Origin of the sequence: Candidatus Nitrosopumilus sp., assembly GCF_029882185.1 — an archaeon.
Taxonomy (GTDB): Archaea; Thermoproteota; Nitrososphaeria; order Nitrososphaerales; family Nitrosopumilaceae; genus Nitrosopumilus.
Window position 1 is genome coordinate 30049 of record NZ_JAOULD010000003.1, and the last position, 21094, is coordinate 51142.

The 21094-nt window shown below is 31.3% G+C and carries 23 protein-coding genes and 1 tRNA gene; 12 read left to right on the plus strand and 12 right to left on the minus strand.

All coding sequences use genetic code 11. From position 1 onward, the window contains the following. Positions 1–1323 (minus strand): serine hydroxymethyltransferase, encoded by a 1323-nt coding sequence (locus tag OEW78_RS01610; protein WP_300323122.1) that lies wholly within the window; start codon positions 1321–1323, stop codon positions 1–3. 103 nt (positions 1324–1426) lie between these two features. Between OEW78_RS01610 and thsB the strand changes: the two genes are divergently transcribed. Next, complete coding sequence (thsB, locus tag OEW78_RS01615) at positions 1427–3121, plus strand: thermosome subunit beta (protein WP_300323124.1); 1695 nt, start codon at positions 1427–1429, stop codon at positions 3119–3121. 52 nt (positions 3122–3173) lie between these two features. Beyond that, complete coding sequence (locus tag OEW78_RS01620) at positions 3174–3452, plus strand: hypothetical protein (protein ID WP_300323126.1); 279 nt, start codon at positions 3174–3176, stop codon at positions 3450–3452. Here the strand turns inward: OEW78_RS01620 and glnA (OEW78_RS01625) are convergent. Then, positions 3449–4909, minus strand: coding sequence for a type I glutamate--ammonia ligase (gene glnA, locus OEW78_RS01625; protein ID WP_300323128.1), 1461 nt, complete (start codon positions 4907–4909; stop codon positions 3449–3451). The genes OEW78_RS01620 and glnA (OEW78_RS01625) overlap by 4 nt on opposite strands. Before the next feature lie 53 nt (positions 4910–4962). On the opposite strand from glnA (OEW78_RS01625), the gene OEW78_RS01630 reads away from it, so the two are divergent. Further along, complete coding sequence (locus OEW78_RS01630) at positions 4963–5520, plus strand: hypothetical protein (RefSeq protein ID WP_300323130.1); 558 nt, start codon at positions 4963–4965, stop codon at positions 5518–5520. 31 nt (positions 5521–5551) lie between these two features. Beyond that, positions 5552–5836 carry a hypothetical protein gene (locus OEW78_RS01635; RefSeq protein ID WP_300323132.1) on the plus strand — a complete coding sequence of 95 codons (285 nt, stop codon included), beginning with the start codon at positions 5552–5554 and terminating at the stop codon, positions 5834–5836. Between the two features lie 2 nt (positions 5837–5838). Here OEW78_RS01635 and OEW78_RS01640 read toward each other — a convergent pair whose 3' ends face one another. Further along, positions 5839–6060 (minus strand): AN1-type zinc finger domain-containing protein, encoded by a 222-nt coding sequence (locus tag OEW78_RS01640; RefSeq protein ID WP_300323134.1) that lies wholly within the window; start codon positions 6058–6060, stop codon positions 5839–5841. 109 nt (positions 6061–6169) lie between these two features. On the opposite strand from OEW78_RS01640, the gene OEW78_RS01645 reads away from it, so the two are divergent. Together OEW78_RS01645 and OEW78_RS01650 are read left to right on the plus strand one after the other, a co-directional pair. Continuing rightward, positions 6170–6910 (plus strand): SDR family oxidoreductase, encoded by a 741-nt coding sequence (locus OEW78_RS01645; protein WP_300323136.1) that lies wholly within the window; start codon positions 6170–6172, stop codon positions 6908–6910. A 1-nt stretch (position 6911) separates the two neighbouring features. Then, positions 6912–8060: an FAD/NAD(P)-binding oxidoreductase gene (locus OEW78_RS01650; protein WP_300323138.1), complete on the plus strand. Its 1149-nt coding sequence runs from the start codon at positions 6912–6914 to the stop codon at positions 8058–8060. Position 8061: 1 nt separating this feature from the next. Here the strand turns inward: OEW78_RS01650 and OEW78_RS01655 are convergent, their stop codons facing one another. Further along, positions 8062–8271 carry a hypothetical protein gene (locus OEW78_RS01655; RefSeq protein ID WP_300323140.1) on the minus strand — a complete coding sequence of 70 codons (210 nt, stop codon included), beginning with the start codon at positions 8269–8271 and terminating at the stop codon, positions 8062–8064. A 56-nt stretch (positions 8272–8327) separates the two neighbouring features. On the opposite strand from OEW78_RS01655, the gene OEW78_RS01660 reads away from it, so the two are divergent. Then, positions 8328–8401, plus strand: a tRNA-Pro gene (locus OEW78_RS01660). On the opposite strand, the gene OEW78_RS01665 is transcribed toward OEW78_RS01660, so the two are convergent. From OEW78_RS01665 to thpR, 3 genes are read right to left on the minus strand one after another with little or no spacing between them, the layout of a single operon-like run. Further along, positions 8402–9163 carry an RIO1 family regulatory kinase/ATPase gene (locus OEW78_RS01665; RefSeq protein WP_300323142.1) on the minus strand — a complete coding sequence of 254 codons (762 nt, stop codon included), beginning with the start codon at positions 9161–9163 and terminating at the stop codon, positions 8402–8404. Beyond that, positions 9138–10469 (minus strand): CCA tRNA nucleotidyltransferase, encoded by a 1332-nt coding sequence (gene cca / locus OEW78_RS01670; RefSeq protein WP_300323144.1) that lies wholly within the window; start codon positions 10467–10469, stop codon positions 9138–9140. Before cca ends, OEW78_RS01665 begins: the two co-directional genes overlap by 26 nt. After that, positions 10466–11008 carry an RNA 2',3'-cyclic phosphodiesterase gene (gene thpR / locus OEW78_RS01675; RefSeq protein ID WP_300323290.1) on the minus strand — a complete coding sequence of 181 codons (543 nt, stop codon included), beginning with the start codon at positions 11006–11008 and terminating at the stop codon, positions 10466–10468. The genes cca and thpR overlap by 4 nt, the downstream gene beginning before the upstream one ends. 69 nt (positions 11009–11077) lie before the next feature. Here thpR and OEW78_RS01680 point away from each other — a divergent pair, with 69 nt between their 5' ends. From OEW78_RS01680 to OEW78_RS01690, 3 genes are all read left to right on the plus strand, one after another. Next, on the plus strand, positions 11078–11629 hold the full coding sequence (locus OEW78_RS01680) for an AAA family ATPase (RefSeq protein WP_300323146.1): 552 nt from the start codon (positions 11078–11080) through the stop codon (positions 11627–11629). Next, positions 11626–12024 (plus strand): RNA-binding domain-containing protein, encoded by a 399-nt coding sequence (locus OEW78_RS01685; protein WP_300323148.1) that lies wholly within the window; start codon positions 11626–11628, stop codon positions 12022–12024. The genes OEW78_RS01680 and OEW78_RS01685 overlap by 4 nt, the downstream gene beginning before the upstream one ends. 84 nt (positions 12025–12108) lie before the next feature. After that, entirely contained in the window at positions 12109–12819 is a 711-nt protein-coding gene (locus tag OEW78_RS01690) for a hypothetical protein (protein ID WP_300323150.1), read from the plus strand. On the opposite strand, the gene OEW78_RS01695 is transcribed toward OEW78_RS01690, so the two are convergent. The 5 genes from OEW78_RS01695 to OEW78_RS01715 are packed head-to-tail and all read right to left on the minus strand — an operon-like array spanning position 12814 to position 18052. Further along, positions 12814–13539, minus strand: a complete 726-nt coding sequence (locus OEW78_RS01695; protein WP_300323152.1) for an NAD-dependent deacylase — start codon at positions 13537–13539, stop codon at positions 12814–12816. The two genes, OEW78_RS01690 and OEW78_RS01695, sit on opposite strands and share 6 nt — an antisense overlap. A 1-nt stretch (position 13540) precedes the next feature. Then, the gene (rnz, locus tag OEW78_RS01700) at positions 13541–14440 is read right to left on the minus strand and encodes a ribonuclease Z (protein ID WP_300323154.1); all 900 of its coding nucleotides are present in this window, start codon (positions 14438–14440) and stop codon (positions 13541–13543) included. Further along, entirely contained in the window at positions 14437–15384 is a 948-nt protein-coding gene (locus tag OEW78_RS01705) for a DNA methyltransferase (protein ID WP_300323156.1), read from the minus strand. Before OEW78_RS01705 ends, rnz begins: the two co-directional genes overlap by 4 nt. Next, positions 15384–16262 carry a ribose-phosphate pyrophosphokinase gene (locus OEW78_RS01710; RefSeq protein WP_300323158.1) on the minus strand — a complete coding sequence of 293 codons (879 nt, stop codon included), beginning with the start codon at positions 16260–16262 and terminating at the stop codon, positions 15384–15386. The genes OEW78_RS01705 and OEW78_RS01710 overlap by 1 nt, the downstream gene beginning before the upstream one ends. A 41-nt stretch (positions 16263–16303) precedes the next feature. Beyond that, a complete protein-coding gene (locus OEW78_RS01715) occupies positions 16304–18052 on the minus strand; it encodes a mechanosensitive ion channel domain-containing protein (RefSeq protein WP_300323160.1) in 1749 nt (582 codons plus the stop codon). 140 nt (positions 18053–18192) lie between these two features. On the opposite strand from OEW78_RS01715, the gene OEW78_RS01720 reads away from it, so the two are divergent. Both OEW78_RS01720 and glnA (OEW78_RS01725) read left to right on the plus strand, forming a co-directional pair. Next, positions 18193–19557 carry a lysine 2,3-aminomutase gene (locus tag OEW78_RS01720; protein ID WP_300323162.1) on the plus strand — a complete coding sequence of 455 codons (1365 nt, stop codon included), beginning with the start codon at positions 18193–18195 and terminating at the stop codon, positions 19555–19557. A gap of 74 nt (positions 19558–19631) precedes the next feature. Continuing rightward, positions 19632–21077 carry a type I glutamate--ammonia ligase gene (gene glnA / locus OEW78_RS01725; RefSeq protein WP_300323164.1) on the plus strand — a complete coding sequence of 482 codons (1446 nt, stop codon included), beginning with the start codon at positions 19632–19634 and terminating at the stop codon, positions 21075–21077. Positions 21078–21094: the final 17 nt, after the last annotated feature.

Consider the following 21094-nt stretch of genomic DNA (forward strand, 5'->3'; position numbering starts at 1 on the left):
CTATCTTAATTTGACGTACTCGTAAGCACCTAATTTATTATCAAAACAGAACTTAACTTTCTGATAATCTTTTCTGAATGTTTTAACTTTAGAAAGAATTTTCTTTGGATCCTTTTTATCAATTACAACTTGTTTGATATATGATGCAATTTCTTGCATCTCGTTCTTTTTCATTCCTAGTCTTGTAATTTCAGAAACTCCCAATCTAATTCCACCTGGATGGAAATAGTTTCTTCCAGCTTTAATATCTCCTGGAATTAACTGTCTATTTACTATGATGTTTGCTTTTTCTAAATCAGCTTCTACTTTCCCTCCATCTGAATAATCTAAAACATTAACTGCAATTTGGTGCGATTGTGTAAATCCTCTGCTCTCTCCTAATACTTTAAATCCCATATCGCTTAATGCTTCGGCAAATGCTTTTGCATTTTTGATCACTGCAGTAGCATAATCTTTACCAAACTCTAAAGCTTCGGCAAATGCAACTGCTTTTCCTGCCATATGATGAATGTGGTGACTACTTGTGAGTCCAGGGAAAGTTGCTTTTTTGATTACTTCTTCATGTTCTTTCGAACCTAAAACAAGTCCACCTTGAGGGCCAAACAAAGTCTTGTGAGTACTCATAGTCATGGTATCTGCACCTTCTCGAAGAGGATCTTGGAATTTTCCACCTGCAATTAATCCCGCAACATGTGCCGCATCATAATTAATATGCATATCATAGCTTTTGAGAAAATCTGATAATTCTTTCACAGGATGAGGAAACAAAAATAATGAACCACCAAACATTGCCATTTTTGGTAAACGGTTTTCATTTTTGAGATCTTTTACTTTTTGTTTTGTCTTATCTACATCAATTGTCATTTCTTCTGCATCAAATGGATAGAATTCAATTTCTAATCCATGAACTAAACCTGCAGTTCCAAAATGTTCCTTTTTCCCATGTGAAATATGTCCACCAGCTGGAATTGAAGGTGCTAACATGATATCTCCAGGATTAGTAAATGCAGAATATATTGCCAAATTTGCAACAACTCCTGAAATTGGTCTGACATCAGCAAATTTTGCTTTGTATAATTTCTTAGCTAATTTCATACATTCAAACTCTACATCATCAATGTAGACACAACCCGCATAGACTCTTTCTCCAGGCCATCCTTCAGCATATCTATTTCCAAAATCAGAAATTATTGCTTCTCTGACTGCAGGACTAGGAATATTTTCACTTGCAATTAATGGAATTGAATTCTCAAACCATTTATGATGATCCTTTAATTTTGTAAATATTTTATCATAAGCTTCTCTATTTTGTGATTTAGCCATATTTTGCATCTTGATTTTCCCAATTTAAAAACACCGATATGATCTCAAAAATATCCTTCCTGATCTGGAAGGTATAAAAGGGGAATCTGGAGTTTTGGCATCTATGGGAATGCAAGCAACCTCAAAGGGAACTATGCCCGTTGTTTTGCTAAAAGAGGGTGGTTCTGAAACTAAAGGACGAGAAGCCCAAAAAAATAACATAGCAGCAGCTAAAATTATCTCTGAAATTGTTCATACCAGCCTTGGACCTCGAGGTATGGATAAAATGCTAGTCGATTCATTAGGTGACGTTACAATTACCAATGATGGTGCAACCATCCTAAAAGAAATTGATGTACAACATCCAGCAGCAAAAATGCTAGTTGAAATCTCAAAAACTACAGATAACGAAGTTGGTGACGGTACAACATCTGCTGTAATTCTAGCTGGTGCTTTATTATCACAAGCAGAATCATTAATTGATTCAGATGTACATCCAACAATTATTGTTGATGGATATAGAAAGGCTGCAAGAAAAGCAAAAGAATTCTTGGAAGAAATTGCTGATACAATTTCTGCAAATGATAAAAATATTTTAAATAAAATTGCAAAAACTTCAATGCAAACAAAACTTGTTAGAAAGGATTCTGATCTTCTTGCAGATATTATTGTAAAATCAGTGCTTGCTGTTTCAGAAAAAACTGGCGAATCTTTCGATGTTGATATTGATGATATCAAGGTTGAAAAGAAAGCTGGTGGTTCAATTAAAGATTCTACGATTATACAAGGCATTGTTCTTGACAAAGAAATTGTTCATGGTGGAATGCCTAGAAAAATTACAGATGCTAAAATTGCATTAATCAATACCGCATTAGAAATTAGTAAAACTGAAACTGATGCAAAAATCAATATTTCAAATCCTCAACAATTAAAATCATTTTTAGATGAAGAAAATAGAATGCTAAAAACAATGGTTGACAAAGTTATCGGTTCTGGTGCTAATGTAGTCTTATGTCAAAAAGGATTGGATGATATGGCTCAACATTATCTTGCAAAAGCAGGAATTATTGCTGTTAGAAGAATTAAAGAAAGTGATCTTACAAAATTAGCAAAAGCAACAGGTGCTCGAATAGTTACAAATCTTGATGATCTTTTTGAAAAAGATCTTGGTTCTGCTGAGGTTGTTGAAGAGAAAAAAATTGAAGAAGACAAATGGGTATTTGTTGAAGGATGTAAACATCCAAAATCTGTAACATTACTTCTTCGTGCAGGTTCACAAAGAGTTGTTGATGAAGTTGAACGCTCTGTTCATGATGCTTTAATGGTTGTAAAAGACGTAATGTTAAAACCACAAATAGTTGCAGGTGGAGGAGCTCCTGAAACATTTGCTGCAACCAAAATTAGAGGTTGGGCAAAGTCTTTGGAAGGTAGAGAACAACTTGCAGCAGAAAAATTTGCAGATGCTCTAGAAGAAATTCCAATGGCACTTGCTGACAATGCTGGAATGGATCCAATTGATACACTTACACTTCTTCGTTCAAAGCAACAGAAAGGAGAGAAATGGACTGGAATTGATGTAATGAAGGCAAAGATTGGTAATATGAAATCAAGTGATATTATTGAACCACTTGCAGTCAAACTTCAAATTGTTTCAGCAGCTGCCGAGGCTGCATGTATGATTCTTAGAATAGATGATATTATTGCTACTCAAAAATCTGCAGGTGGACCACCTAGTGGTGAAGGCGGAATGGGTGGAATGCCTGGAATGGGTGGAATGCCTGGAATGGGTGGAATGCCTGACATGGGTGGAATGATGTAAATTATTTTGAAATTTTTTAAAACTTTAATTGTTAATCAAATTACAAACAACATTGAATCAAATTACCTCTAAAGCACTCACTGGTTTCAAATACATTTACCTGATTGTATTTTTTGCATTACTAGCAGGATTCTTTCATCCTCTTATCACAAATACAAGTTTTGATGGAGTTGTTATTGGAGTGTTGGTATTATTTGCAGGACTTGCAGGAGGCGTTTTACTATACAGAGCTGCAACATCTGAAAGTAAAAGAGCAATATTTCTTGGAAGTGGATTTGCCTTAATGTCTATTTCATTATATTATATTTTTCAGTTAACTGGAAGAACCTAGACATCAAAATAAAGATAAAATTCATGTGGATGCGGTCTAATTGCAATCTCACGTTGATCTCTTCTTTCTAGTTCAATAATTTTATCAATAACATCGTTTGTATAGATTGGACTAAGGAACTTTCTATCACTTTCTAATTCATCTAATGCTTCACCAAGACTTTTTGGAAGAACTCCAATTCCTCTCTTAGCTCTATCTGATTTTGTCATTTTGAAAATATCATCACGAACTTGATCACCGGGATCAATCTTTTTCTTTATTCCATCCATTCCTGCTGCTGTTACAGCTGCAAATACAAGATATGGATTTGATGAAGGATCTGGTGCTCTAAATTCAAGTCTTTTAAGATTAGAATAATTTCTGCCCTTGAGATGTTTTGGAACTCTCACTATTGCAGAACGATTTCCAGAACTCCAAGCAATATATGCAGGAGCTTCATATCCAGGTACTAATCTGTGATATGAATTAGTTGTTGGATTACCAATTGCTGATAGTGCTTTTGCATGATTAATTATACCGCCACAGAAATATCTTCCAACTTGACTTAATTCAATTTCATCATCTGGATCATAAAATGCATTTTCAGTTCCTTTCCATAAACTAACATTAACATGCATACCGGAACCAGAATCCATTGCAATTGGTTTTGGCATCATTGTTGCAACTTTTCCATATTTTTGTGCAACATTTCTAATTACATACTTGTAAGATTGTGCAGCATCTGCGGCATTTGTCATATAATCATATTTGATATCTATCTCACATTGTCCTGCTGTTGCAACTTCGTGATGATGATTATCACATAAGATGCCAAAATTTTTGTTTAAAATATTTACACATTCATTTCTATATGGTGTAAGAGTATCTGCTGGAGTACTTGGATAGTATCCTTCTTGTAGTCCCATAGGATATCCATCTCCTGATTGACTCCATGGAGCTTCTTTTGATTCAATTGAATATGATTGGCCTTTATAAGGTGTCAAAACATCCCAATGTACTTTATCAAATACAAAAAATTCAACTTCTGGACCCCATGTACTAAAGTCAAATCCTTGAGACTTGATATACTGTTCAGCTTTCTGAGAAATTCCTCTTGGATCTCTTGACAGTCTTCCTCTGTTTTCACCCCAATAAACATCACATAGAAGTCTGGCAGTTTTATTTTCAGTTAACCAAGGAATAATTGCAAAAGTGTTTGGATCTGGTTTTAAAAGCAAATCAGAATCATCGATACTGGCAAATCCAATAATTGATGAACCATCTAATTTTGGTAATCCATCTCGCATTTGTTCTGGAGTAAATGTATTTGCTGAAATTGTAGTATGGTGAAAATGTCCTGTTAGGCCTGTAAATTGCAGATCAATAAATTGAATTCCTTCATGTTGAATTCTTGAAAAAACTTCGTCTGGTGAATATGTTACTTGGATTGCTTTACCGTGACTGACTTTATATGGCAATTTGTTCTTCAATCAAACACAAATACATCAGTCATTTAAGGATTAGGTAAGAAATGTCAGAAGAAAATCAAATTGATATTACCTCATTACATCATACAGTTTTACGTGAAACTGAAAGTGATTCACTTTTAGAAATTACTCCTAATTTTTATAGAAATCTAGCTGATTTCATAGGAAATTTACAAAAACAAGAATTTGATGGAATTGAAAATAAAATTAAAGATGCTATGATAGAAATGGTTACAGAACTAACATCATTATTGATAGAAATTAGATTAGATAAAATTTCAAGTTCCTCTGATTTAGAAATAAGTAATTTGTTAGATGAAGAAAAATTCATCCTTGATTCTCAAGAGAAACAAAAAGAAAGAACTGAAATGATTCTTTCAGCTACACTAAATGGAAAATCAAAATTTTTAGAGTCATTATCTCAGAGTCACAAAACTAAGAAAATTGTAATTAGATTCCTTCACGAAGTAGATGAAATTGTCGGTGCTGATCTTGAAAAATATGGACCTTTTAAAACTGAAGATATTGCTACAATCCCATATGAAAATGCCCAGGCTTTAATTGTCAAAAATATTGCAACTAAGGTTCATTTAGAAGATTAGATAGAAATTATACCTTTTATCATCATAATACATGTCTCATACAGGTGTTGATGTGATTGATTTTCTTTTTTATACAATTTATCCTGTAATTGGAATTTTTATGATAGAAATTATTAGCAGAGTTGTAAAATCTCCAAAATGGATAAAATTGTGGATACAAGCAATTGTATCAATTGGTTTTGGAGTTTACTATTGGTTTATTTTACCTGCACCACAAAATTTTCCGTTAACTGCTATGGTAATGTTTGCACTTGCTATTGCCCTGATTTATCAAGGAAGACGTGCAAAAATTTCTCCTGATAAAAGTCCTTATTGATTTTAAAATCTTCCAAAAATTCGTTTTAAAATATTTGGTTTGTTACGCCCACCATCCCGAATAACTTTTTTTTCACCAAATCTTTTTGCCCTGATCTGGCTGAGTTTCACACATCTATGTTCCTCAGGAAGTCTGTGTTCAGAACAAAAAGGATCCTTACAATAATTACATTGAAACGGCATATCCGTCAGATCTCCACAATATGCACATTTTTCTGATTGCATATTTTCAATTACTATTTTTCTTTTAATAAAGGTGCTAGTTTTTATTCTAAAATTACTAAATGACTAAACGTTTTTACGATGTTCAAATTTAGATTGATTCAGATATCAAATGATCAAAGACAAAGTTGCAATAATTACTGGAGCTAGTAGCGGAATTGGATTTGCCACTGCATTGGCCTTATCAAAAGCGGGAGCAAAAGTTGCAATAGGTGCTAGACGAGTTGACAGATTAGAAGAACTTGCAAAAAAAATATCTGCAGAAGGTGGACAAGTATTTTATCAAAAATTAGATGTGACACAAAGATCTGAATGTGAAAATTTTGCTAAAGCTGTTTTGGACAAATGGGGCTCTATTGATATTCTTGTGAATAATGCAGGACTGATGCCATTAAGTTTCTTCAAAAGCCTAAAGGTTGATGAATGGGATAGAATGGTTGATGTGAATATTAAAGGCGTTTTGTATTCTACAGCTGCTGTAATTTCTCATATGAAAGAAAAAAAATCTGGTCATATAGTTAACCTTTCATCTGTAGCTGGAAGAATTGTTTTTCCTGCTGGCAGCGTTTACTGTGCAACAAAACATGCAGTTGCTGCATTTAGTGAAGGATTAAGACAGGAATTTAGTGTTCGTTCTAATATTAGAGTAACTAGTATTGAGCCAGGAGTAGTTGCAACAGAACTTAATGATACCATTACTGATGAATCTCTAAAAGGATTTGTAGAAAATACAAAGAAAATGGAAGCTTTACAAGCAGAAGATATTGCAAATGCAATTTTGTATGCAGTTGATTCACCATCATATGTCAATGTGAATGAGATTCTAATTCGACCTACAACACAAGAACGCTAAATTGGTAAATATTCCTCATGTTGTTATTTTAGGGGGAGGATTTGGTGGACTCTCAGCTGCAAATGAATTAAGAAACACACTATCATCATCTCAAGTAAAAATTACTGTAATTGATAAAAAAGACTGGTTTATGGTTGGATTTGCAAAATTATGGATAATGAATGGGACACGAACTTTTGAAAATTCTATTGGTTCATTAAAAGAACTAGAAAAAAAAGAAATTGATTTTGTTAAAGATGAAATTACATCAATAAATTTTGAAAGTAATCATGTTGAAACTAAATCACAAAAATTTTCTTTTGATTTTCTAATTATTTCAATGGGTGCAGTTTTAGCTCCCCAAAAAATTCCTGGATTGGTAAAAAACGGATTCAATCTATATGATCATGAACAGCTTTCAGAAATTCATGACAAACTTCAGAATATCACATCTGGAAAAATAGCAATTTGTATTATGGGGATGCCTTACAAATGCCCTCCAGCACCATTTGAGGCTAGCTTACTGATAAATTCCATGCTTAGAAAACGTGGTATTCGTGATTCTGTTCAAATTGACTTTTACAGTCCTGCCCCAATAACACTACCTGCGGCTGGACCTGAAGTTAGCAAACGAATTCTTGAATTAGTGAATTCTGAAAAAATTGTTTTTCATAACTCATCCAAAATAAAATCTGTTGAGCCAAAGAAATTAATTTTTGAAAACAGTGAAGCTGATTTTGATCTACTTTTAGCTATACCTCCACATATTGCTCCAAAAGTAATTTATGATTCTAGATTAGCTAAAGAATCTGAGTTTATTCCAATAGATAGATCTTGCAAGACATCTTTTGAAAATGTCTTTGCAGTAGGTGATGTTACTAATTTAACTGTTACAGAAAAAATAACAGTTCCAAAGGCTGGAGTTTTTGCAGAAGGGGAAGGAACTACAGTTGCAAAAAATATTATCTCAAAAATTCAATCAAAAGAAGACTCTGCATTATTTGATGGAAAAGGTGGATGTTTTATTGAATCTGGAAGAGGTACTGCATCTGTAATTGAGGTCGATATGTTCACAAATGATAAACCATCAACAAATCTCACAGAATTAACAGCTGATAATCTTTCTAAAAAAATTGAATTTGAAAAAGAAAGACTATCAAAATGGCTCTAATTTATTCATCCGAATTTTTATTTTTTGAAATATGTTCTAAAATGGCTCTAATCTCAACACTTAATTCATGATTGTTATTTGATAGATTAAGTTTTTCTGGAAGGCCATTTTTAAAATCTTCAGATTCTGTTTCTATACTTCTTTTTTGAATACAATCTAAATGATCTTCATCTGTTGCAGAAATTTTGTGACAAATCTTACAAAGTTTCATTACTTTTCTTTATTGATAGGACGATTTAATAATTTCATTTTGTGCCTCTGAAGCAAGGGAACGTAGTCTAGCTTGGTATGATACTAGTCTGGGGGACTAGTGGTCGCAGGTTCAATTCCTGCCGTTCCCATTACAATTTTAGATTTTTAAGCAACTGTTCAAAATTTTTTTGAGATTTGTCTTGTTTGTATAATTGTAAAGCCTGAATAATTTTTTCTTTAGATGGAATTTTGATAATTTTTTGAGTTTTTTTGGAAATCCCTGATCCAATAAAAAATGCTTGGGTAATTGATGTAACGTTAGATGGTTTTCTCTTAGTACTAGAACTTTCAAAATCAATTATGGAAGCCTTTGTCTTGCCTACAATAACATGTTTTGAAATATTGCTTAATTCACCATGATCAAATCCAATTTGATCTAATCTATAACAATCTTCCAAAATACTTTTAATTGTTGATTTTAATTTTTTTGCGCTACCAGTACCTTTCAATGAATTGATCCATTCGCTAAATTTTTCTCCTTCTAGATACTCCATCACTAAAAAATTTTTACTAACATCAATTATTTTTGGACCAACTTTTACAAAATTCACTAATTTCAAAAACTCTGATTCATTTTTCATGTTTTTTCTTTGAGAATCAGTTCTTCTAATTTTTAGAGCAACTTCTTTGTTTCCTCTTTTTGCAATAACTACAACGCCAACGTATCCCTTTCCTAAAATTGCTAAATTTCCAAGTGTAGTAGGACCTGTTAAAGAAATTGATTTAATTTTTAATTTTTCCAATTCATTAATTCTTAATTTAATCTGATGATCAGTTGCTTTTGGATACCCTAAAATATTTGAATAAGGTTTTTCTGAAAATTTTTTAATTGAAATGAATGAGTGTGCCATCTACTGAGATTAATTCAGCGGCTTCCTCTTTAATTGATTTGCTTAGGGCTTTATTTCCTATAGATATCTTGAAACCTTTTTTGAAATCATTTTGAAGACCTTTTGGTATTCCTGTCTGAAGATTTTTTTTCAAAAATTCTTTCAAGAAATTTATTGCATCAGTATGAATTCTTTTTTCTAATGAAATTATCTTTCTTTCATCTCCAACCCATACTAATTCTGCATTTCTAAGATTTTTAGAAATGAAACTATGAGAGCTGTCTTCTCTGAAGAATTCTGGTCCTTTTTTTTGATATACTTGACTGATTTTTATAGATTCTAAAAAGAAGAAAAGATAAGCTTCTTTTTGCTGATCAGTATAAGATTTACTTCTTAATACTGTAAATCCTCCCAATTCTAACTGTGTACTTATTGTAGATGTAGCTCTTTTGATTTGTCCCCAAATGATATCAGGACTTCTAGCTTTGAAATCAAATTTGATAACTAGTAAATTATTCCAAAACTTGTTTGCGATTCTAGGTTTTTTATTTTTAAAAAACCCTAAACTTGGTTTATTCTTAAATGCTCTGGAAATTAGAATAAACTTTCCAATATTCTCGTTGGAAATAGCAGCTGCCAAATTTCTGTTACTGTCAATTGGATCAATTACTACAATTGAAGTATCAAATGATCTTGATGTTTTTCCAATTATTTGATTCTCTTTGATTTTTGAAATTGATTTAATTAAATTTTCAAAACTTCCAAATTCAAAAATCAAAACTTCTGAAATATAACCACTAAACCCTTGTTTTGCAATTTCTGCACCATAAATTTTATTTGATTTTAAAAATGTCTTCAAAACTCTGACTTCATTTTTCATTTTTAATGTCAATGATTTCTTCATAAATTCTGTATGAAATGATGATCTATCCGCAGCGCTTTTCCATTCTCCAATTTTTACATCATAACATGGTACTACATTGATTTTTGTGTTTTTGATTTTAGCTTCAACATATGGGTGCTGAGAAAATCTTACATACGGTGAATATTTTTTTAAAGAATCAAAACCAATTTTTTGCGAAATTTTTTTAAACTTTTCTTCAGATGTATTCTTTTTAAATTTGATAAAAATATCAATATCTGCATCTTTTGATAACCATGTACCTTTAGCAAAAGAACCTCCAAATTCTAACCCAATCGCTTCAGAATACTTTTTAATTTCTTTTTCTACCAAAGAAAAAGCTATATCTGCAATTTCTTTTTTTGATCTTTCTATTGTTTTTGGAGGAACTACGAATTTAGACACTATAGAAATTATTTGTTTCATTTTTTTGCACTAACCTCCATCAAATCTGAATAAATTGATCCATTAGAAGTAAGCTCACTTTTTTTTAATTTAATACTAGATACGTGTTGCAATCCAAAATTAATCATTTTTCCATTCTCCAATTCTTTTAATATGTCACCAATCTGCTTTTTAATTCTAAATACTGTGATATGAGGTTTGAATGGTTTATCAGGAAAAAATCCAAGTGGTTCTAATATCTCGTTTACTTTTTTTGATAGTTGAATGAGCATATTGCCACCATGTTCATCTGTACCAATCCAAATCACTCTTGGAAATTTGGGTTTTGGAAATGCTCCTACTCCTTTTAAAAATACATCAAAACTTGAAAACTCAATTTTTTGAAGAGATTGACTGATTTTACTATTCATTTTTTCTGATACGTCACCAATAAATTGTAAAGTGAAATGAAAATTTTTTGATTCAACTGGTTTTGCATCAATTTTGCTTTCATTCTGGAACTTTTTGATTGATTCAACGATTTCATCATTTGTTATTTCAATCGCAATAAAAACACGCATCATGATATTTTTTAAATAATGTTTATAATTATTTCCGGTAACTTCATAGACTTGCTTTATTTTTGATATATGTTGACAAAATTAATTGTATGTTTAACGGGAATGCCTGGTGCTGGCAAGTCCACAATTGCAGATGGACTCAAATCTAAAGGGTATGAGATTATCAATATGGGAAACGCTGTAAGAGAGGAAGCAAAAAAACGAAATCTAGAATCTACTAGAGAAAATCTTGGAAAATTAATGTTAGAATTAAGAGAAAATAACGGACCTGGTGCAATTGCAGAATTGGTAAAACCCCAAATCGAGTCTTCTAGATCAAATGTAATTCTAATAGATGGTGTAAGATCAAATGATGAAATTAATGTATTAAAAAAATTTGGTACTGTAAAATTATTAGCCGTTCATGCATCTACTGATACAAGATTTAATTTTTTACAAAAAAGAGGAAGATCTGATGATCCACAAACCAAAGAACATTTTGAAGAAAGAGATAATCGTGAATTAGGTGTTGGTATAAGCAATTCAATTGCATTATCTGATTATGCAATATCAAATGTTGGTTTAACAAAGGAAGAATTAATTGAACAAACTTTCAAAATCATTCAAAGTTGGATAGAATGAAAATTCCTAACATAAATTGTAAAATTGAAATGATCTGTCCAGTAAATCTATCTGAAGATCCAAAAAAAGTCGAATTAGCAATCTCTAATATTCTTCCATTTTCAGATATAAAAAATGAAAATTTTTCAATAAAGGCACAATCAAATGAATTAAGATCATTGGAAAAAATTTATGAAACAATCACATCGACACAATCTCATAAAAGTTATACCAGAAATCTAGAAAATAATCTGGAAAATAACAAAACTTGGTTTTTTCTAAATAAACAAGCAGCTTTTGTTGAAAAAGTAGCTATTTGTGACGAGGCAGAAGAATCTCCACTAGGCCCAATCAAAGTAATTCTAACATCGTCAAATATTAATGAAATAATAGATTGGATTGCATTTCCAAATTGATGAAAATTAGCTAAGAAAATTAACTCTTTTTTGACTATTTTTTTTAGTTTGAATCTAAAATCTATTTTTTTAAATTATTGATTAATGTTCATTAAACTAGGCATAATTGTAAGTATTGTAATTTTAGGAGGCATGATATTTTCTAATGAAATTGATACTTTATTCCCTTCAACATCTGCAACCGTATTTGATTACTTAAAAAATGACGTTAGTAATTTTGGATCTAAGGCTTCTGATTCTGTTGAGCAAAGAATTGATGAATCTATTAATAAAATTACAGATAAGACAACTGAATCTATATCTGAAGAAATTAGTGAAGCTGGAAATAAAGTGACAAATGAAATTTCTCAAGTAAAGGAATCTTCTCAAAAAATGATAAAAAAAGAAATTTCAAATTTTAATCCTATAGAGTCAATTCAAAATATTTTTACAGGTGATTCTAATTCAATAACTCAATCACAAAATAATATTTCTACACAAGATTCTATTTCAATACCTTCTGAAACTTTGTCTTTATCAACTAAACAATCTGATGAAAATATCATTCTTCAATATATTGATACAAGTGGAAAAACAAAAAGTGTAAACGTTGTAATTAGAACTATAGACAAAGAAATTTTTACGGGAACATTTCACACTTCAATATTTGAGACAAATGTTAATGATACAACTGGAACTCCATATTATATTGATATGATCGTTGATCATGAGGATTATGGAACTGTAACATCATCAGTTTATAATCCTGGTGACTCATATGATACAAAAATTAATGGCATATTTTATCAATCATGATTTATTTTTAAATAAAGAAACTAGTTTTGGTATTGACTCTGCACTAGTGTTTCTAATTATAATATCCATATTTTCTGACATAACTGTATGTTCTGGATTAATTTCTACTAATGTAGCATTATTTTGTTTTGCATAGATTGGAAGTGTGTTTACTGGAGATACAACAAGCGATGTTCCTACAATAATCATTAAATCACAGTTATTTGCAAAATTAATGGCATTTTTCCATACCTCTTGAGGTAATAATTCTCCAAACCAAACAACATCTGGTCTGAGTACATTACCACATTTACACAAAGGCGGTAATTTAGAAATCTCTCTGAAGATTTCTTCTTTATAGTCACAAACTGAGCACTTGATCTTTACAATACTTCCATGGAGTTCTAAAACTCTTGAGCTACCAGATTTTTGATGTAATCCATCAATATTCTGTGTTAAAACTACAACTTCAGCATATTTTTCTAATTCAGCTATTGCTTTATGACCCGCATTTGGATGTGCCTGAAAAATATTCTCTCTTCTCTCATTATACCACTCCCAAACTAATTTTGGATTATCATAAAATGCATCAATTGTGGCTAATCTCATTGCATCATGATTTCTCCATAATCCATCTTTTCCTCTAAATGTAGGAATTCCACTTTCTTGTGAAATTCCAGCTCCAGTAACAAAAACTATTTTTTTAAATCTATGAATATTATCTTCAATTAAATCAAACATATTACTTAATTTTTACTTCTAAAAAATCTCTAGCTGTAATCACTGAATCGTGTATTTCTTGTGCTTCTTTCAAATGTCCAATTTCATCTTTATATCTCGCTGAAAAGTGTGTCAAAATCAAATTTTTTACTTTAGCATTCTTACCTAATGTTGCAGCCTGTTTTGCAGTGGAGTGACATGTTTCTTTTGCTCTTAGTTTTTCTTCATCCAAAAATGTAGAATCAAATACTAAATAATCACAATCTTCAAAGAATTTTTCTAGATATTGTGTAGGCATTGTATCTCCAGAAATTCCAATCTTTTTACCTGGTCGTCTTTCACCTAAAACTTCTTCAGGTTTTATTGTTTTTTCATTAATTTTTATTTCATGACCTTTTTGTAATTCACTCCATAACTTTCCTTCAGGAATTCCCAATTGTTTTGCTTTTTCTAGATTGAATCTACCTGGCTTATCCTTTTCTTTAAATAAATATGAAAATGCATCTATTGAATGATTTGCTTTACCTACATGTATAGAAAATTTTTCATCTTCAAAAATTTTACCTTCGGTGATGGTTGTAATCATTACAGGAAATGATAATCCAAAATTTAATACTTTGATGTTAGAACCAATAAATTCATCAATACCATTAGGCCCAAAAATTTCTAATTTTTCAGTTCTATTTTGCATAGACATTGTTTGCAATAATCCTAAGATTCCTACACAATGATCTCCGTGCAAATGTGTAACAAATATCTTCATTTTTTTATTCCATCCTAAACCTGATTTCATAAATGATATCTGTGCAGATTCACCTGCATCAAACATTAAGATCTCTCCATCTTTTTCCAAACAGATACATGATAATCCTCTATTTTCAGTAGGCTGGGCTGCTGATGTTCCTAAGAATACTAGTTTCATTTTATCAAAATTGTTCTTGTTAAGCTTTTATGCCTATAGATATGGTACTTTTTTAATCCAGTCAATTTTAAATTGAAATCTAATTCTTTTTTGTACATTATTGCCACTCTTTTTCGTTTAGGCAGAATTGAAATGAATTTCTTTAGTATTTCTTGAGGTTTATCTGATGTTTTTGAGGCTATTCCATATGGTAAATCAGTCACAATTCCATCAAATTTTTCTGATATTTTTGATAATCCTTGAAATTCTGATTTTATAATTTCAGAATGATATTTGTTAGCTTTTAGATTTTCTTTGGCTATCTCACACATTTTTTCATCAAAATCAAGACCAATACCATGAATTCCCATTGATTCTGCCTCTAGAAGTGTAGTTCCTGTCCCACAAAATGGGTCACAAACAGTTTCTCCTTTCTTTAATCCTATCAAATTTATCATCAGTCTTGTTAATTTCCAATCTAATTCATGAGGAAATGTTTTGATCTTTTTGGGCCTTATTTGATTTTTGACACGTTTTGAAAATCCAAAAAAATTTTCATTATTTGTAAAAATCAAATACACTGTAATATCTGGATTATCTAATTTTACTTTTGCATGAGAAAATTTTGATATCATATCTCCCATGGAACTTTCTAATTCTGGAATGTTAAATTGATTTGATGACAAGTTTATTACTCTACAAACAAATGTTTTTGCATTTTTTAATACTCCTACATTTTCTTCATCCAAAAACAATCCTGACATTTTTCTTAAAACTTGCCCTGAAATTTTTACAAATGTTACTCGTTTTGTTATTTCATTCCAATTTGTTTTAGATTGAACAATGACTAAATTAGAAATCACTTTAATTTTTGAAAATTTGTCATACATTTTTGCAATTGCTGTAATTTCATCTATTGCAAGTTCTAAATAATCTTTAGATAAGACAAAAAAACTTTCTGGCATTATGAAATTGCCTTTACAATGATATTAGAAATATCAACAATGGATGTTTTACCTGGAATAGTATTTGTACTAATAATTTTTGTTACTCCTGCTTTTCTAATTTTTTCTTCTGCATTATTCATTAATAATGCATGTGTACATGCAACATACACTTTTTTACATTTTTGTTTTTTGAGAAATTGAGTAGCTTTTACAATACTACCTCCAGTACTAATCATATCGTCAACTAAAATTAAATCTCTATTAGCAACTTCATCAAGATTCTTTGTTTTTATCTGAACCTTTCCTGTTTTTCTATCTCTTTTTTTTTCCAAGGTGATATACTCCGAACCTAATTCTCTTGCAAACTCTTTTGCTCTTTCTTTTCCTCCTTGATCAGGTGATACAACAAAAGGATCTTTTAGGCTCAATTTCTTAACAAATCGTACAAGTTCAGGAATTGCAGATACATTCTCTGTTTTTATTGTAAAATGTCTGAATCCCATCATACTATGAATATCGACAGCAATAATTTTTGATGCACCAGCTCCTTTGAATAATTTGCCAAGAACCTTCATTGTAATAATTTCTCCTGGTAAAAACTCTCTATCTTGCCTTGCATAGCCCATATATGGTATCACAGCAATAACCTCAGATGATGTCTCTTTGGCTTTTGAAATTAATGATAACGCTTGAATTAGATTTGTATCAACTGGAGGATAAATTGATTGCACAACAATAGATTTCCCCTTTGAAATTTTTCCACTAAGAGTAATTTTGCTTTCTCCGTCCTCAAATACCCTTACCTGTGATTTTACAAAATTTGCCTTCATTTTTTTAGATAATCTTTTTGCTATGTCCTCAGAAGATTTACCTGCAATTACTGATAATTTACTCAACAAGAAATGTCAATTAATGGGATTCTTAAGTTTTGAGAAGATCATTCTTCTGCAGCTCCACCACGACCTAAGTCACCAAGACCAAATTCATCAATGACTCTATTTCTTTCTCCATCAAGCTTTCGAATCTCCTCGTCTTCTCTCTTTTCATCACCTTGATACACGGTTCTAATTGGCCATGGAATTCTAATATCATATTTTTTAAATTCTTCATACATGATCATCCTGATACCTGTTTTAATCTTGAATTGTGAACCATAATCCCTAACAAATACCCACAAGGAAAAATCAAGGGATGAATCATTAAATTTGTTAAATCTCACAACTGGTTGATTCAAGTCAACATGAATATCTTTATCACATCCACAACTAGGTTTATTTTGATTTAAGTAAGGACATCTATGTTGTACAACCATATGTCTTCCTCTATCATCTAAGACTTCTTCCATAGCACGCTTACCGATCTTTACTAAAATTCCAGCTACTTGTTTTGGATTGTTTAGATAAGAAACTCCTACTTCAACAACTGCAGGCACCATTTTGAGCTCTTTTGAATAATTAATAATTTGAGCAGTAACAAGCTGTCTAGTTGGAATTATGGCAAATGACTCATTTAATGCATCTCGTATGAAAGTCACTCTAGGAGTAATTTTGTGCACATAGCCATTATATCCAGAATCTAATTGAATACGCTCCCCCTCTGAAAAAATCTTGTCTTTTCTAATCAAAATATATGCAAAATAATTTTGCATAGTTTCCTGTAATGCTAATCCAATACCTATAGCTAATCCTCCTGTAGCAGTTGCAAGTATTATCAAATCTATTCCCCACCAACTAATTACCCCAAGTATTACTGAAACAAATATTCCCAATGGTAAAATTTGAGAAATTGATTTTGGAAGATCTTTTCTTTTTCTTTTAGCATGACCTGGAGGTTTTGATCCAGGAATTATTGGATCAAAACTGGAAAACCTTCTCTCTTCTCTCCATGTATCTATAGGATAAATTTCCTCAACATCTTGTCCTGGCATTAATTCTTTTCCAGATTCATTATTTCCAGAAATACAATCCTCATAATATTTTAGATATTTACTTCTTTCAGACTTCTTCCATTTTTCAAATGGATCTTCTACTAGTTGTTTAAAACTTCCAATAGGTAGTCCTTTTGAGGTTCTAAACTCTTCGAGGAATTTTATTCCCTCATTAGTCATTAATTTTTCTTCATATTCTTCCTTAGTCAATTCATCTGGAATGTGTTTTGGAGGTACCCATTTGTAGAATTTATGGAAAAGATCACCTTCATCATCTTGGAATCCACGTAGTTCTTTCCATGACTCAAAATCTTCTTTTTCTAATTTTGATTTTTCTTTTTTACTAAGTATTATTGGAATTATATGCGAAACTGAATACCCAATAACAAGAATGTTTATTGTATTGAGAATTTTTGCAAATGTTTCCTCAGGAGTTAATTCCCCATCTGCATAATATGAAACATCATTATCAAACAGTTCAAATGATTGTATGTACAAATTCACTGATGTAATTAATATGATGGCAAAAATTGGTAATACTATTACCCTGACAAATCTTGAAAAATGAGGTCGTACATAATTTAATTTTTGTTTCTTTACCCATTTTGAAAATGTACGATAAACAATAACAATTCCAATTATACCTACAATTAATACAATAAATGCCGCACGAAGGGATTCAGATGAGTCTAGAAGCTGAGATATGCCTTGAAACTGGTCTACTTGATTTGATACTGCATCAATTACTTCTTCAGCCATTTAGAATCCCTTATTCTTATTATAATACATAGGTTAACCCTCTTTTTCCTAACAGAATTTTTAATAAAACTGAATGAAATATAAAATTTAGCCATAAAAATTCTGTAATCCTTATCAAGGGTAACATCACTAATTATACAATGACATATCAAGAATCAGCATGGGATAATTCTCCATCACTAAAATCTTATACATTATCAAATTTCAGAACTCTCCCTCAAATTCAAAAATTAAGTGAAAAAACTCAATTTGAAATGGAAGTTGTAGGAAATGTTTTACCGTTTAAAGCAAATAATTATGTTGTAGAACAATTAATTGATTGGAATAATATCCCTAATGATCCTATCTTTGTACTGACATTTCCTCAAAAAGGAATGTTAAAGCCAGAACATTATGAAAAAATGGCTAATGCATTAAAAAATAATTTAGATAAAAAAGAAATCACATCTATTGCAAATGAAATACGTTTACAACTTAATCCACATCCTGCAGGTCAAATGGAACTTAATGTTCCAACTCTAAAAGATGGGACAAAACTTTATGGAATGCAACACAAATACAAAGAAACTTGTCTTTTTTTCCCCAGTCAAAGTCAAACATGTCATGCATATTGCAGCTTTTGTTTTAGATGGCCACAATTTGTAGGAATGGATGAAATGAAATTTGCAATGCAAGAAGGAGAACAACTAGTTCAATATGTTAGAGAACATCCAGAAATCTCTGATGTCTTATTCACAGGTGGTGATCCGATGATTATGAAAGCAAAAATTTTCTCAAAATATGTTGATACATTAATTGATGCAAAATTACCTAATCTCAAAACAATTAGAATTGGAACAAAATCCCTTGCCTATTGGCCTTACAAATTTTTAACAGATTCTGATTCTCAGGAAATGTTAGACATATTCAAAAAAATTACAGATAATGGATTACACCTTGCATTCATGGCGCATTTTAATCATCTAAATGAATTATCAACGGACGCTGTAAAAGATGCAATCAAAGCTGTAAGAAACACAGGTGCAGAAATTAGAACACAATCTCCATTATTGGCACACATTAATGATGATTCAGAAATGTGGGCAAAAATGTGGACTAAACAAGTTCAGCTTGGATGTATCCCATACTATATGTTTGTTGTAAGAGATACAGGTGCACAACACTACTTTGGAGTTCCACTGGTAAAAGCATACAAAATTTTTAGAAAAGCATATTCTTCAGTTAGTGGATTAGCAAGAACTGTTCGTGGACCTAGCATGTCTGCTACTCCAGGCAAAGTACACGTTATTGGAACCGCAAACCTAAATGATCAAAAAGTAATTGTTTTGAGATTTTTGCAGGGCAGAAATCCTGACTGGGTACAAGTGCCATTCTTTGCAAAATATGATGAAAATGCAATTTGGTTAGATGATCTAAAGCCTGCATTGACTGAAAAATTCTTTTTTGATGATGAAATGAAAAATTTCAAAACAAAACATCCAATTGAAGATTATCCTGAATCTTAGAATTAACCTGACTAACTTGACAACTCTAACTTACAAGACCATATTAGTAAAATAAGAAATAACAAATATCAAAATTGAATGTAGAACAAGTATTACAAGCTATTAAAAATGAAAATATTTCATTCATTGATTTTTGGTTTGTAGATATTTTTGGTGAATTACATAATGTTGGAATGCCAAGTTATGCCATTGACGAAAACAGTTTTGTAAACGGTCTTGAAAAATTAGATGCAAGTTCAATTGTTGGATTCAAATCTGTTAATAATTCTGATATGATTTTAATGCCTGATCCAACTTCATTTAAAATTCTTCCAAATGATTATGATCCTGGCAATAGAAAAAATGCAAGAATCTTTTGTGATCTTTATGACGGAAACATAAACAAAGAATCTCGATACAATCGAGATTCAAGAGGAATTGCACAAAAGGCATCAGAAAAACTCCATGATTTTGGTTTAACTCATACTAATTGGGGACCTGAAATAGAATTTTTTGTATTTGACGCTATCAATGTTTATCCTTCTCCCTATGGTGCAACCCATTCTGGAGGTGGTTCTGGATATTCCATAGAATCTAAAGAATCTCCTTGGGCAAAAGGAAATGTAAGTACTGCAATAGATATCAAAGAAGGGTATTATCCAGCACAACCAAAGGATACTCTTGAAGGATTTAGAAAAGATGTATGTGATGATTTGTATAATTATTTTGGAATAAAAATTGAAGCAGAACATCATGAAGTAGCAACTTCTGGTCAATGTGAAATCAATCTAGTCTATGATGAAATGGTTTCTATGGCTGATAATGTAATTGCAGTTAAAAATTTGGTAAAGGTAAAAGCAAAAAGAAAAAATAAAGTAGCAACTTTTATGCCAAAACCAATTTTTGGCGATAATGCATCTGCAATGCATACACATCAAAGTTTATGGAAAGAAAATTCAAATATAATGTACGATAAAGATGATGATGTAGCTCAAATGAGCCAAACTGGAAGGTATTATGTCGGAGGAATTCTAGATCATGCATCAGCATTATGTGCAATTTCAAATCCTACAACAAATTCTTACAAACGTCTTGTTCCTGGATTTGAGGCCCCTGTCAATGTATGTTGGGGATTAGCAAATCGCTCAACTGCTATTAGGGTTCCTATGTATAATAGAAATCAAGAAAAAAGTAAAAGGATTGAATATCGTGTACCTGATCCAACTGCAAATATCTATCTTTTAGAAGCTGCATTATTGTTAGCAGGATTAGATGGAATCAAAAACAAAACTGATCCTGGTGATCCTATTGAAGAAAATGTCTACAAACTTTCTTCAGAAAAGAAGCGAGAGTATAAGATTGGATCTTTACCAGTGTCATTGAAAGATTCACTTGATTCTTTAGCAAGCGATTCAAATTTCTTAAAAGAAACTTTTACAAAAGATTTCCTCGATGCTTATTCTGAATTAAAATACAAAGAATATACTGCATTTGCACAAACTCCTACAGCCTGGGAGGTTTCAATGTATGCTGATGCTTAATTGGTACAAGTGTCAAA

Excerpts from the sequence above, each read along its gene's own strand:
- OEW78_RS01645 (WP_300323136.1), top strand. The coding sequence starts at position 6,170 with ATGATCAAAGACAAAGTTGCAATAATTACTGGAGCTAGTAGCGGAATT.
- rnz (WP_300323154.1), bottom strand. The coding sequence starts at position 14,440 with ATGAAACTAGTATTCTTAGGAACATCAGCAGCCCAGCCTACTGAAAAT.
- OEW78_RS01665 (WP_300323142.1), bottom strand. The coding sequence starts at position 9,163 with ATGGCACACTCATTCATTTCAATTAAAAAATTTTCAGAAAAACCTTAT.
- OEW78_RS01630 (WP_300323130.1), top strand. The coding sequence starts at position 4,963 with ATGTCAGAAGAAAATCAAATTGATATTACCTCATTACATCATACAGTT.
- OEW78_RS01610 (WP_300323122.1), bottom strand. The coding sequence starts at position 1,323 with ATGGCTAAATCACAAAATAGAGAAGCTTATGATAAAATATTTACAAAA.
- OEW78_RS01695 (WP_300323152.1), bottom strand. The coding sequence starts at position 13,539 with ATGTTTGATTTAATTGAAGATAATATTCATAGATTTAAAAAAATAGTT.
- OEW78_RS01715 (WP_300323160.1), bottom strand. The coding sequence starts at position 18,052 with ATGGCTGAAGAAGTAATTGATGCAGTATCAAATCAAGTAGACCAGTTT.
- thsB (WP_300323124.1), top strand. The coding sequence starts at position 1,427 with ATGGGAATGCAAGCAACCTCAAAGGGAACTATGCCCGTTGTTTTGCTA.
- OEW78_RS01690 (WP_300323150.1), top strand. The coding sequence starts at position 12,109 with ATGTTCATTAAACTAGGCATAATTGTAAGTATTGTAATTTTAGGAGGC.
- OEW78_RS01685 (WP_300323148.1), top strand. The coding sequence starts at position 11,626 with ATGAAAATTCCTAACATAAATTGTAAAATTGAAATGATCTGTCCAGTA.
- OEW78_RS01655 (WP_300323140.1), bottom strand. The coding sequence starts at position 8,271 with ATGAAACTTTGTAAGATTTGTCACAAAATTTCTGCAACAGATGAAGAT.
- OEW78_RS01640 (WP_300323134.1), bottom strand. The coding sequence starts at position 6,060 with ATGCAATCAGAAAAATGTGCATATTGTGGAGATCTGACGGATATGCCG.
- OEW78_RS01680 (WP_300323146.1), top strand. The coding sequence starts at position 11,078 with ATGTTGACAAAATTAATTGTATGTTTAACGGGAATGCCTGGTGCTGGC.
- OEW78_RS01635 (WP_300323132.1), top strand. The coding sequence starts at position 5,552 with ATGTCTCATACAGGTGTTGATGTGATTGATTTTCTTTTTTATACAATT.
- OEW78_RS01720 (WP_300323162.1), top strand. The coding sequence starts at position 18,193 with ATGACATATCAAGAATCAGCATGGGATAATTCTCCATCACTAAAATCT.
- cca (WP_300323144.1), bottom strand. The coding sequence starts at position 10,469 with ATGAAACAAATAATTTCTATAGTGTCTAAATTCGTAGTTCCTCCAAAA.
- OEW78_RS01705 (WP_300323156.1), bottom strand. The coding sequence starts at position 15,384 with ATGCCAGAAAGTTTTTTTGTCTTATCTAAAGATTATTTAGAACTTGCA.
- thpR (WP_300323290.1), bottom strand. The coding sequence starts at position 11,008 with ATGCGTGTTTTTATTGCGATTGAAATAACAAATGATGAAATCGTTGAA.